The organism is Bacillus paranthracis, from assembly GCF_001883995.1.
In the GTDB taxonomy this organism is placed as follows: Bacteria; Bacillota; Bacilli; order Bacillales; family Bacillaceae_G; genus Bacillus_A; species Bacillus_A paranthracis.
The window spans coordinates 23,291-36,413 of record NZ_MACE01000038.1 but is presented as its reverse complement, the minus strand read 5'-3'; the positions used below and the strand labels follow the sequence as shown (position 1 = coordinate 36,413).

The 13,123-nt window shown below is 31.0% G+C and carries 13 protein-coding genes; all 13 read right to left on the bottom strand.

The features are described from left to right. Positions 1 to 84 precede the first annotated feature (84 nt). The gene (locus BAQ46_RS14785; protein ID WP_044791958.1) at positions 85 to 1,527 is read right to left on the bottom strand and encodes an O-antigen ligase family protein; all 1,443 of its coding nucleotides are present in this window, start codon (positions 1,525 to 1,527) and stop codon (positions 85 to 87) included. 15 nt (positions 1,528 to 1,542) lie between these two features. Further along, positions 1,543 to 2,439: a glycosyltransferase family 2 protein gene (locus BAQ46_RS14780; protein WP_044791957.1), complete on the bottom strand. Its 897-nt coding sequence runs from the start codon at positions 2,437 to 2,439 to the stop codon at positions 1,543 to 1,545. Positions 2,440 to 2,473: 34 nt separating this feature from the next. After that, a complete protein-coding gene (locus BAQ46_RS14775) occupies positions 2,474 to 3,520 on the bottom strand; it encodes an alcohol dehydrogenase catalytic domain-containing protein (protein WP_044791956.1) in 1,047 nt (348 codons plus the stop codon). A 1-nt stretch (position 3,521) separates the two neighbouring features. After that, on the bottom strand, positions 3,522 to 4,232 hold the full coding sequence (gene ispD, locus BAQ46_RS14770) for a 2-C-methyl-D-erythritol 4-phosphate cytidylyltransferase (RefSeq protein WP_044791955.1): 711 nt from the start codon (positions 4,230 to 4,232) through the stop codon (positions 3,522 to 3,524). After that, positions 4,232 to 5,332, bottom strand: coding sequence for a CDP-glycerol glycerophosphotransferase family protein (locus BAQ46_RS14765; RefSeq protein WP_071742090.1), 1,101 nt, complete (start codon positions 5,330 to 5,332; stop codon positions 4,232 to 4,234). Before BAQ46_RS14765 ends, ispD begins: the two co-directional genes overlap by 1 nt. Positions 5,333 to 5,368: 36 nt before the next feature. Next, a complete protein-coding gene (locus tag BAQ46_RS14760) occupies positions 5,369 to 6,748 on the bottom strand; it encodes an MATE family efflux transporter (RefSeq protein ID WP_145925673.1) in 1,380 nt (459 codons plus the stop codon). Positions 6,749 to 6,815: 67 nt separating this feature from the next. Further along, the gene (locus tag BAQ46_RS14755; RefSeq protein ID WP_071742088.1) at positions 6,816 to 7,496 is read right to left on the bottom strand and encodes a sugar transferase; all 681 of its coding nucleotides are present in this window, start codon (positions 7,494 to 7,496) and stop codon (positions 6,816 to 6,818) included. Between the two features lie 17 nt (positions 7,497 to 7,513). Further along, the gene (gene bpsC / locus BAQ46_RS14750) at positions 7,514 to 8,395 is read right to left on the bottom strand and encodes a UTP--glucose-1-phosphate uridylyltransferase BpsC (protein WP_044791947.1); all 882 of its coding nucleotides are present in this window, start codon (positions 8,393 to 8,395) and stop codon (positions 7,514 to 7,516) included. Positions 8,396 to 8,635: 240 nt separating this feature from the next. After that, a complete protein-coding gene (locus BAQ46_RS14745; protein ID WP_071742107.1) occupies positions 8,636 to 9,403 on the bottom strand; it encodes a tyrosine-protein phosphatase in 768 nt (255 codons plus the stop codon). A 112-nt stretch (positions 9,404 to 9,515) separates the two neighbouring features. After that, the gene (locus BAQ46_RS14740; RefSeq protein ID WP_071742087.1) at positions 9,516 to 10,217 is read right to left on the bottom strand and encodes a CpsD/CapB family tyrosine-protein kinase; all 702 of its coding nucleotides are present in this window, start codon (positions 10,215 to 10,217) and stop codon (positions 9,516 to 9,518) included. Next, entirely contained in the window at positions 10,207 to 10,950 is a 744-nt protein-coding gene (locus BAQ46_RS14735; RefSeq protein WP_071742086.1) for a YveK family protein, read from the bottom strand. Before BAQ46_RS14735 ends, BAQ46_RS14740 begins: the two co-directional genes overlap by 11 nt. Before the next feature lie 273 nt (positions 10,951 to 11,223). Further along, complete coding sequence (locus BAQ46_RS14730; RefSeq protein WP_000467939.1) at positions 11,224 to 11,901, bottom strand: CpsD/CapB family tyrosine-protein kinase; 678 nt, start codon at positions 11,899 to 11,901, stop codon at positions 11,224 to 11,226. 367 nt (positions 11,902 to 12,268) lie between these two features. Continuing rightward, on the bottom strand, positions 12,269 to 12,703 hold the full coding sequence (fabZ, locus tag BAQ46_RS14725) for a 3-hydroxyacyl-ACP dehydratase FabZ (protein WP_000931956.1): 435 nt from the start codon (positions 12,701 to 12,703) through the stop codon (positions 12,269 to 12,271). Between the last annotated feature and the right edge of the window lie 420 nt (positions 12,704 to 13,123).

Sequence of the window (13,123 nt, the reverse complement as noted above, 5' to 3'; positions counted from 1 at the left end):
AGAACTTTTTTAATACTACTATATTAATTTAAAATTGATATAGTAATAAATTCTATCTTACAACATTAGTCTATTAATGACATATTATTGCTCCTTGTACTTAGCTGCAATTTCATATTCAACATATAAATTAAATGCTAAACCTGTTAAACATAGAATAATAATTTGAACTTCAGCTTCCTGAAAACTAGGCAAAAAGAAATAAGAAGCACTTACTACAATCCAACTATAAAATACACTTTTTATAAATGAAGACTCTTCTTCTCTTAAAAAAGTAAACCTTTTCTTAAACGTCCATAGGATCGACATGTTGAATATAAGAAATACGAACAAACCTATTATTCCTAGCTCATATGCTATTAAAAAATATGAACTTTCTACATTAAGAAATTCACCTGTTAACGCGGATGCCTTGGGCCCAGCTATACCTAAGCCAATACCAAATGGATTATTTGCAATAAAGTTAATCCCTTCAACCCAAGAATTCCAATGTCCTAATGATGAAGAATCCTCTAAAGTTATTGTCTTTATCAAATAACTTACAATAGTATTATCAGGATTTGCAATTAACACTATAAAGAAAAGTAAACAACCTAGTGTTGCTATAAAAACAATGATCATAAATATATTTTTTTTCTTCTCTAACAATACATATATAATTATACACATGATTAGCCCTAACCAGGCACTCCGTGAAAATGTTTCTATTAAAGAAATACATTGTATCGTTAAAAATGTATAATATAACCATTTATATTTGAAATAATTTCTAAAATACACTGCAATAATTATACTAATTCCAACAAATACACCATAGTTATTAGGAGCTGCCAACGTCCCCATAGCCCTTTGGAAAGTATGCCCAGCAATAAAATATGCTGGATCCAAGCGTCCATTATTTCCATAGCCATTTTCAAATAAAAATTTAGTTCCAAGAATATTTGCTTGAAATAAGGCCCATATCGCTAAAAGAAATGAGAATATCAGGAATAATTTTAAGAAATTAAGCAATTTTTGTCTATCGAACTTCAAGTTATAAGCTGCGAATAAAATTAAAAACGGCTCATAATCATACCTATATCCACTTAAACTACTAATAAAATCTGACTTAATAAAGAGATAGGATGTCCCTAAAAATATAAAGGCTAATAAGTAAAGAAATGCATTAGGTAAAAACTTATATTTTTGACTCCCCCTAATATCCAAAAGACTCCTAAGAAATATCAATAACAACAAAACATCTTTCCAAGATAATACAATTTTTTCAGTGATTCCTGTTAATTGAAATTTAGTAACTAATATTTTACTTACTAACATAGGATGAAGAATAAATCCAAAAGTTAACAAAACTAAAAATAAAAAAGGATATCTAAAAACTAAAACTACTAATAACACACCAAACACTAATAGCAAAGATAGCCACGGATAAAATAATGCTAATACTAGTATTATTAAACTGAATCCTATGTACAAACCTAAAAAAGTAAATTTATGATCTTTAAATTCCCTTTTTACTAATAACTCCATAAATACAGGTACTCCTTATTTATTAAAAATAATTTTTCTTATAGGATATATATACCGTCTTAATAATAAGATTAAAATTTTCTCTAATTTAATAAACGGAATTAAAGCTTTAAATAGTATTCCGTTACCCTTTGAAATATCTAAATATTTTCGATGATATATATTTTTACTCTCTAATAAGATTTTCTGTTTCTTTAAATCACTAACAAATTTACTAATTGTAACAGAGTGATCATGAATATATGTTACTTTACCTAATAATATATTCTTAAAACCTACTTTTTTTAATTTATAAGCCAGTATTCTCTCTTCACAATATAAAAAGGTTTCCTCATCAAAATAATCTACCTTTTTAAAAACATCTGCTCTCGCTCCAAATAAAGAACCAGGAAGGACATCAACTTCATTTAAATCTTTTGATAACCCTTCATGATAGAGTAACGGATCACCCATTAGCTTTTTAACTATCTCAAATGAAATTACTATATCATCTTTCAATGTTGGTAACTTCCAAGCAGGAACTGCATCCTTACCATTAGAATTTACCATTGTAGGTGCTACCAAACCTATTTTATTATCAGACATACCTACCTCAATAACCTTTTCGATAACTGGTTCAGTAAATAAAACGTCCGGGTTGGAAATGATAACAAACTCTACATTTAACTCTTCTATAGCATATCTTATCCCTACATTGTTACCATATGCATATCCACCATTTTTCTCACTCTTAATAACTTTAATCTTATTACTCTCATAAACTTTTAATTTGATATAGGATTCATTTGTAGAATTATTATCCACTACAACTATATTATTAATTACACTATAATCCTTTATTGTCTCAATAAGGCCACATGTCGTCTGATAATCATTATAGTTAAGTATTACTACTGCCACATTCTGCTTCATTTAAATTTAACCCCTACTGATTTTAAAATTCATTTTACAAATTAAACTTTAAAAGGTTTTTCCCTAAACTTCTATTTTTACTCTCTAATTCAAAAACACTATAGAATTCTTTTATGTTTTTAATTGAATACTCAGTTATAATTAACTTTTTAATCAAATCAATAAATTCTTTTGATTGAAATAGTTCAATTCCACTTCTAAAATCTTCAACATTACTTCTAGTCACACCATACATACTCAAACCTTTTTCGAGTATCTTTCTCGTGTTTATCCCTACATTTTGCTCGCTAACACCTGTTAAAACAATTTTCCCACCAATACTTATAACATTAATAATTTCTTCAATAGCACTTCCTGCTCCATTTCCACCTACGCACTCAAATGCTATATCTATATTTAATTCCTTTAATCTGTTTTCCCCTATATAGAACTTATCTGTTACTAAAAATTCATTGAGTTTATGCTCATTTTTACCAACAATAAATATTTCTCCACTATGAGTTTGTCTTAATACACTACATAGAATATACCCTAATATTCCATCTCCCCATACAGCTATTGTTTCATCACCTTCAATCTTGACCCTTCGAATCGTACTCATACAAACAGAAATTAATTCACTAAATACCCCTATAGAAAAGGGGAGATCATCTGGAAGTTCCACTAAATTTCCAACAGGATAATTTACATACTCTCTTGCAAACCCGTTATAATTACTAGATGCAAATAGTGCATCGGGACAATAGTTTTCTCCTAATTCCGTTTTACTGCAAGCACGATGCTTCTCATCATTTTTATTACAATCTAGGGCAAGATTTGGAACTAACGCTACTTTTTGCCCCTTCTTAAACGTACCAGTTGGATCCTTTACAACAGTTCCAACAGCTTCATGTAACAAATTCATAGGATATTTTAGTGCTAGAAGTCTAGGATCCCTATTTCCAAGATAATATCTTAAATCCGCCTTACAAACCGCTGCGGTATCAATTCTAACTGTTGCATGATTAGGCTTACTTTGTACTTCTTCCATATATAATTCAAATTGCTTTGAATTAACAATTTTGAAACTTTTTCCAAACATGTTAAACTCTCTCCAATTTACTTAATTTTATAATTGATTTGAGTAATAATAAATCTTCAGGTGTAGTAATTTTAAAATTCAATTTTTCTCCTTCAACCAAGTAAACATTTTTATCCATTTTAAGAACTAGTTGACAATCGTCTGTAGCATCCTTTACTTCACTACCCAATACTTCCTCATGAGCCTTACTAATTATTGAATATTTAAAACTTTGTGGTGTTTGACCTAAATAAAGTTCCTTTCTAGTAGGTACATCCTTTATTGTTTTTGCATCCAAACTTCTTACAATCGTATCTGCAGTAGGAATAACCGTATCAACAGCTCCATGCTCTTTTGTATATTTTATATTGTCACCAATAATTCGATGTGAAATTAATGGTCGTGCCGCATCATGTATCACCACAATATCATCATCTTCCATAAAACTATTTAAGTATTTTAAAGAATTATAAATAGATTCTTGTCTTGTACTTCCCCCATCAACTATAGCTTTCACATTGTTAATTTCATACTTCCTTAGCCATATTCTAATATCTTCATGCCATTCTTCTAGTGCTACTATAACAATACCATCAATCTCAGGATGAGTATCAAAACTCTCTATAGTATGGATAATTAGAGGCTTCCCATATATCTCAATGAATTGCTTAGGAATGTCAACATTCCCCATTCTCATACCTACGCCACCAGCTAAAATTACACCTATATTCATCATTTTTCTCCTTTATTCTGTAAATTAAGTTCTTGTAGTATTAGATTCCAAAATCTTTTACAACTTTCGCCATCATAATAACGATAATATAGTTTTTGCGATTGTTGTCTCACTTGCTCATAATCATCCTGTCCCTTTATTACATCTTCAATATATCCCATTACTTCTTTCATATTACTTAGTTTTGGACCTGGGGTTTCTATGTCATTTTGGAAATCTATGGCTAAACCTCTATGCCTATCATACCTTTCTTTATCGAAAGGAATAAATGCAATTGCTTTTCCAATAGCCAAGAAATCTATATAAATAGAACTATAATCTGTAATCAACAAATCTGTAGCACATAGAATTTTCTGTGTATCTGGCTCTTCCTCAAACCCCACAATTTGTATATTACTTAATTCAGTTATTAATTCCTTTGTAACTATTCCTTCTAGATAATGCCCTCTATACAAAAATTTACAATTCATTCGCTTTAGGAACTCATTTAATTGAATAAAATCTTCTCTAGAGAAATTAAATTCATTTTTTAAATCATATCCTCTCCAAGTGGGAGCATATAAAACTACTTTTTCATCTGAATTTATTCCTAATTCCTTCTTTAAATCCCTCGTGTTATTTTCTATTTGAATATTATTAAATAACATATCATTTCTGGGTAATCCTAATGGAACGTACTCTGGTAAACGATGCTTTTCTAACGTTGCATGGCGCATATAATAATCCTCATCTCTTTGAGATAAAGTTACTATATAATCAACATTTTTTCTCATTGAACGATAAAAATTCATAGTTTTTTTATTATTCAACTCATCATTACCAGGTGTTTTTTTTGTACCATAGCCATGACTAACAAAAATTCCTTTTTTACTAGTTGCATAAAGTTTTGTTGGATAATCCGAAACTATTAAATCGTACCTTCCGAACATATCAATTATTCTTTTGGATAATTTAATAAACTTACTATCTTTATATTTGTAATGATTTACATACTTGATTTTTATTTTATTACCATATTCATTTTTCAAATATTGATTATAATAATTTATTAATGCCGTAATATTTCCTTCATTGTAAGTATTAAACAATATTTTCTTCAAACTTGTTCTCTCCTATAAAATATCCTTATTTAATAATTAACCTTTATTTTTTCTTGATAAAAATATAGCTTTTTGGACTTCTGAAAAGAAACAGATTACTATCAATATTAATATTCCTATCAAGTAAATTATTCCACCGAGTAATGTATTCATACTTAAAGAGCACCATAAGAATAATATTACATACAAAATTAAAAACACAGATTCTCGTATATTACTTTTCATATCCTTGAATTCTCTTCCTGAATATATATACCAGACATAAAACGATATACTTGTTGCTATTGCTATTGATTCTATCCCTGCATATATATGTATAGCTAATAAATTCATCAAAACGTTAAATACTAATACACAAAATATAGTAAGAAAATATTTCTTTTGCCTTCTTTGCAATTTATATAAATTAGAATACAAGGCATTTATAACAATAATAGCCGGAAAACTTACAAATAGAATGGATATAATTGATAAAGATTCTATATATTTCGCTATAAAACACTCTACAATAAATGCGAATAAAAAATAACTTGAACTTAATAATGCTCCTAAAATTTGAAGGTATACTCTAATATTATTTTTTATTAGTTGTTTATTCCTTGCTAAATAAGGGTATAAAGTTGTAGTCACTGCACTTATCAAAACTGTGATTACCGTCATCATCGAGATAGCAAATGAATAAAATGCAAAACTTCGAACATCCATATAATATTTAACAAACCACCTATCAATTGTATAAAACAATATAGATGAAAAATTACCAATCATCACAAAAATACCTACACGAAAATTATCTATCAACTCATCTTTATTATAGATAGCCTTAATATCTTTCTGTTTCTTTAAAAATATCAATTCCAATATAATAAAAATCAAATAATTACAAGCTATATTAGCTAAAACATAAAACTCAAAATTATCAACCTTAAAATAAAAAATTAAACATAAATTAAATATAAAAGTTATACTTGGTGCTAAAAGCGTTATTCTTGAATACACTTTAAACTCACCTATAGCTTGATAAAAAAACTTGAATAAACTTTGAATATTAATTGGAAGAATACATAATGCTATTCCTATACATATATAATCCCTTAAGTAAATACCTATAACTAAAAGCATACCTGTTATTACTATTTGGAAATATAAAAAAAATAAATTTTCACCCTTTAGTACCCTTAAATTAATATTATTTTTATGTTCTCCTCCATATTTAAGAAACAAACCATCTATATAACCAAAATGTAACAATCCTACATAAGTCAGATATAAAGTAAAAGTTTTCAAGTACGCATATTGATCAATAGGTAAAAATGCCGGTAATAAAAAACCAGTCACTATACCTATAAGAAGATTTAGTACATTGACATTCAAAACTCGTATAAAATCTTTTTTAAAATTCATCTTTTCACCCAAAGTATATTTCTATATTTATATTCCTGCCATATCTATTAGGTATAGCAACAAGACATCTTAATACTTTTTAATAAGCATTGTTTGACCCTAATAATACCTTCATCGTTTTTAATATAATTCTCACATCATAGAAAACACTTCTATTCCGTATGTATTCTAAGTCCAATTCGACCATTTCAGAAAAACCAACACTATTTCTTTCCGTCACTTGCCACAGCCCCGTGCATCCTGGAGTAACAAGTAACCTCTGTTTATCATAAGAAGTATATTCTTTTACTTCCCTCGGTAAAGGTGGACGTGGACCTACTAAACTCATATCACCTTTCAATACGTTTAATAATTGTGGTAATTCATCTATACTTGTTTTACGGATAAACCTTCCAATTTTTGTTACACGCGGGTCATCTTTCATCTTAAACATAGCACCTGATACTTCATTATGCTGTAGTAAATCTTTTAATCGTTCCTCCGCATCTGTTACCATTGAACGAAATTTATACATTCCGAATTCCCTTCCATCTTTTCCAACACGAACTTGTTTAAAAAAAACAGGGCCTTTCGGATCTTCCAACTTAATCAATATAGTAACGATAATAAAAATAGGTAATAACAAAACAATCCCGCATAATGCACCAAACATATCCATTAAACGCTTTATAAATAAATATACTACGTTTTGATTTATCTCTTCAGCAGCAAGTAATCCTTGTTCTTTTACGGTTTCATCTGATACTTTTGTCAAAGCCAATTCCTTTCCACCTCCCCTTATACATGCACATTTTCATTTTCAACAAGCTCTTTCATATATTTCATTAATTCTTCTTTTAATTCTTCATGCTGTAGCGCCATCTCAATCGTCGTCTTAATAAACCCAAATTTCTCCCCTACATCATAACGAGTTCCTTCAAAATCATAAGCAAATACACGTTGAATTTCATTTAAACGTTGAATTGCATCTGTCAACTGAATCTCTCCACCCGCACCTGTTTGTTGGTTCTCAAGAAACGTAAAAATCTCCGGCGTTAATATGTAACGTCCCATAATCGCTAAATTAGATGGTGCTGTACCTTCTGCTGGTTTCTCCACAAATTGACGTACTTGATAACGACGATCGTTTTGTTCAACTGGATCGATAATACCGTAACGATGTGTTTCATTTTCAGGTACTGTTTGTACACCAATAACTGACGATTGTGTACCTTCATACTGATCCATCAATTGACGTAAACATGGCGTTTCTGCTTGTACAATATCATCACCAAGTAATACCGCAAATGGTTCATTTCCAATAAATTTACGTGCACACCATACTGCATGTCCTAGACCTTTTGGTTCTTTCTGTCTTATGTAATGAATGTTAATCTTTGAAGATGCTTGTACTTTCTCAAGCATTTCATACTTTTCTTTTTCTAAAAGGTTTTGTTCTAGTTCGAATGAATGGTCAAAATGATCTTCAATCGCGCGCTTTCCTTTTCCAGTCACAATAATAATATCTTCAATTCCTGATTCTATCGCTTCTTCTATTATGTATTGAATTGTTGGTTTATCAACAATAGGTAACATTTCTTTCGGCATCGCTTTCGTCGCTGGTAAAAATCTCGTCCCTAAACCAGCTGCTGGAATAATCGCTTTTCTTACTTTTTTCAATTTTAGTCCCCCTACATCCTTTTATTTATATGTAACAATAACAAAAACCCTACCTATAGAGTCATTATTATAACTCCATAGGTAGAGTTTCTATCATAAATAAAATTATGGGCATCTAACCCATCCTCACGCCATACTCCCGACGACAAGCGTCTAAGGTAGGTTGAAATGTAATTTCTACCCACAGCACGACCGAGTGCCTCCGTTGATAACGGTTAGGAGACATCACCAGTTCTTTATTTAAAAAATACCGAACAATTTTTTACGACGAATTTGTTCCGGATCTTCTTTATAAATTGCTTTCCCGCTAATGATTAAGTACGGATTCTCTCTTAAATCATTCATAACACTTGCACCGAATTCTTTCTCTATTAGTTCATAGCTTTCTGCTAAATGGAATCCTCTTGATGTTGTGTTATGCGCATCTGATGCAACCATATGTGTTAAATTATGTTCTACAAGTTGAAGCGAAAACTTTTTGATTTTTTTACCAAACTTACCTAGTAAACTGCCTGCCGTTACTTGCGTTAATGCCCCTTTATTGACGAGGTTATATAACTTATCTGGCCGCTCGATTAACTCGGCATTGCGTTCGGGATGAACGATAATTGGAATCATTCCTTTTACACGTAGTTCATAAAATATTTGTTCTGCATAACGAGGTACATGATTAGATGGAAATTCAATAAATATGTATTTATTTGTTTCATTTAAAGTAACGATTTTACCAGCTTCATAGTCTTCTAATAAATCACCATATAATCTGATCTCTTGCCCCGGTAAAATGGTAAGCGGGATATTATGTTGTTGTAGTTCATCGTTTAGTTGTTTTACTCCATGAATAATTGAGGTACGTTCATTTATATATTTCCCATTTTGATGGTGTGGTGTTGCGACAATTGTATGTATTCCTTCTGACACAGCTTGTTGTGCCATCGCTAAACTATCTGTTTCTGTCTGCGCACCGTCATCGATACCAGGTAAAATGTGACAATGTAAATCTATCATTTGTTTCATCCTCCCTCTCTCCTATAAAGATCTCTTTTCCCTTGAATATGAGATGTATCTCATATTCAAGGGAAAAAAGGAGATATGTTCTTCCCATATCTCACTCTTTTAATTAATTTGCACCGTAGTAATAATATAAGCCCTGTTCACGTTCACGATCGTTCAGAACAACACCTAATAATTTCCCTTTAGCTGATTCTAATAATCCCTTTGCTTTTACTGCCGTTTCTTTTTCTGTCGATTCACTACGAACGACAAGAATAGAAGCATCACATACATTTGCCATAATTTGTGCATCCGTTACTGCTAAAATTGGTGGTAGATCAAAAATAACTAAGTCGTACATACTATACGCTTGCGCAAGAAGCTCTTGCATTGATTTTGAGCCTAACAATTCTGCTGGATTAGGCGGGATTGGGCCACAAGCTAAAAAGTGTAAATTATCTACAGCTGTCGGTTGTACACATTTCTCCAAACGTTCACTATGTGTTAATACGTTCGTTAATCCGAAAATATTATCTACTTGAAACATTTGGTGCATCGCTGGTTTACGCATATCCGCATCAATTAATAATACTTTCTTTCCTTGCTGAGCAAACACGACTGCCATATTCGCTGTTGTTGTTGTTTTTCCTTCACTTGGGTTTGCAGACGTTACCATTAATGAATGTAAATTCGTATCAACAGCTGCAAATTCGACATTCGTTCGAATATTACGATATTGTTCTGAAATTGGTGATTTCGGTTGTTGATGAGCAATTAATTGACGGCGTTGACGATGATTTTTTTTCTTTTTAAATAAATTAAGAGCCAATTGTTTGTCCCCTCACTTTTCTTGATGATGGAGCGTGTGATTTCACGTTCATTGTTTCTTCATCCATGCGAGCTACAATACCTAACACTGGTAAACCAAGTAAGTTCTCTACATCTTCTTCTTTTTTCACTGTGTTATCTAAGTATTCTAGTAAGAATGCAAGACCAACTGCAGCCATTAGACCAACAACGAAGGCAATTGCTACATTTAACATTGGACGTGGTTTAACTGGAGATTGATTTTCTGCAACTTCCGCTTTTGATAATACTGTTACGTTGTCCACGTTCATAATTTTTGCAACTTCACCTTTAAATACATCTGCAGTTGCATTTGCAATATCACGAGCTAATTTTGGATCTTTATCCTCAGCTGTTACAGAAATGACTTGTGAATCTTTTTCATTCGCAACATTAATCTTCCCTGTTAATGCTTGCGCTGTCATATTTAAATTTAATTTTTCATTCACTTGATCTAAGATTACTGGACTTTTAATAATAACCTTATATGTATTCGTTAATTGAATATTCGTTTGAACTTCACCAGCTTGAAACATCGATCCCTCTTGCTTCTTCTGATTAACAAGAATTTGTGTCGAAGACTGATAGATTGGTGTCATAAAGAAGAAGCTAATGATAGCACTTACAATGGCGGCACCAAAGGCGATTACGAGGATCATTGCTAAACGTTTTTTTAAAATATGAAATAACTCTTTCAAACTAATTGTTTCTTCCATAAGTTCCTCCAACTTTCTAAAATTTGCACATAAGAAAAATTATAACATATAATCTTACATTTTTTTATTTTAGTAATATCTATGTACGATTGTTATTTAAAAACATATATAATCTTACAAAATAATCTTAAATATGACAACACATTCCATCAATTTGCCAAAAATTCCATTATATCATGTTTTTTATATAATACGATACCAAATTTTAAAACAATTCAAAAAAGCTAGCAAAAAATTACTAGCTTTAAAAAATACTATTTCATACATTATTTTCTAATAATATCCATATTGTTCTTGTTCTTCTCTTTTATCGTTTAATATAACACCAAGTAGTTTTCCCGATGCTTTATCTAATATTTGTTTCGCTTTTATTAGTTTATCTTTTTCTGTTTTTTCACTGCGTGCTACTAATATAACTCCATCACATTTATTAGCGAGTATTTGTGCATCTGTAACGGCCAATACAGGTGGTGTATCAATCAAAACGATATCAAACATGTTATATGCCTCTAGAAGTAATTCGTCCATTTTACGATACCCAAGTAGCTCTGCTGGGTTTGGTGGGATTGGACCCGCTGACATAACATATACGTTCTCTATGTCTGTTTTTTGAATACATTGCACAAATGATGCTTGTCCTGATAATAAATTCGTTAATCCATTTGGATTGTGTGCAGCGAATAAATTTTGCAATGTTGGCTTACGTAAGTCAGCTCCAATTAACAATACTTTTTTACCTTGTTGTCCAAAAACAACTGCTAGATTAGAAATGGTCGTTGTTTTCCCATCACCTGGATCTGCCGAAGTGACAATGATAGAACGAATATGGTTATCTACAGATGTAAATTCAATATTTGTACGGATATTACGGTACTGTTCCGTAATGCGTGATTTAGGCTCTTTATGTGTAATTAATTGTCTTAATGGCTTTCTTTTCTTTCTTCCGAACATGTTATGGTCTCCTTTTTTCAGAATACGACATTTTCCACTTTTTCTCTTTTATGCTCGATATGCTACGCCAATTTTTTATTTACTTCTACCGTTAAATTTCTCCATTACATCCCTCTACTCTTCATCATAACGAATCAGAATAATCTTTGTCCTATCCCACACCTTCTATAATGTGACAACGACATCTCTATTTTTATCGTGCTATCATTTATCTTAATTTCAAGATATTTATAGCGTCATTATATACGAACTTCCATTCATTTACAACAAGAATTCTGATTAATCTGTATTTTAACATTTCGGATAAAAGATATATAAATTAAAAAAATTCTCCTGCATGTTGCAGAAGAATTTTTTTAATTCACATCTATTCTTTTTTATCACCAATCGCAAATGTAATTTCAGCTTCACAAGCAATTTCACCATCTACTGTTGCGATTGCTTTTCCTTTTCCGATTGGACCACGTACACGTGTCATTTCTACTTCTAGACGAAGTTGATCACCTGGACGTACTTGTTTTTTGAAACGACAATTGTCGATACCTGCGAAGAAAGCAAGTCTTCCGCGGTTTTCTTCTTTCTTTAATACAGCAACTGCTCCAACTTGTGCCAATGCTTCTACAATAAGTACACCAGGCATAACTGCGTAGTCAGGGAAGTGCCCGTTAAAGAATTCTTCGTTTGCGGATACATTTTTAATTCCAACCGCTCTTTTCCCTTCATCTACTTCTAATATTTTATCAACAAGTAAAAATGGATAGCGGTGAGGAATGATTTCTTTAATTTGTTCTATATTTAGCATATAACAATCGCCCCTTTTGTAATATTGGTCTTACCACTTGGACATATTGTTTATTATCCCATTTTGTTTATTGTTTGTCATTATAAAGTGAAACTTTACTTCCTATTTATAAAAAAATGCATACACTCTATTCTCTTAAAATAGTTGCATATCCTTGCAACTGACACGGAGGTAGAAAAGAGTGTATGCCCAGATTAGGGAAAGGCAATATGTATTTGAACATGATTTGCCTTAATGTCGTATTCGACTCATTATATTACAAACGTTTTCAAATACGGAAATATTAAATTTAACCATATATATGAATATTTTACCTATATTCTTCGTTTTTCTTTATTTTTCTTCTATTTTCTCAAAAAATCGAAATAAAAAAATAAAAATACAAAAAAAGAACTAAGGTTTACACCTTAGTTCCTTTCA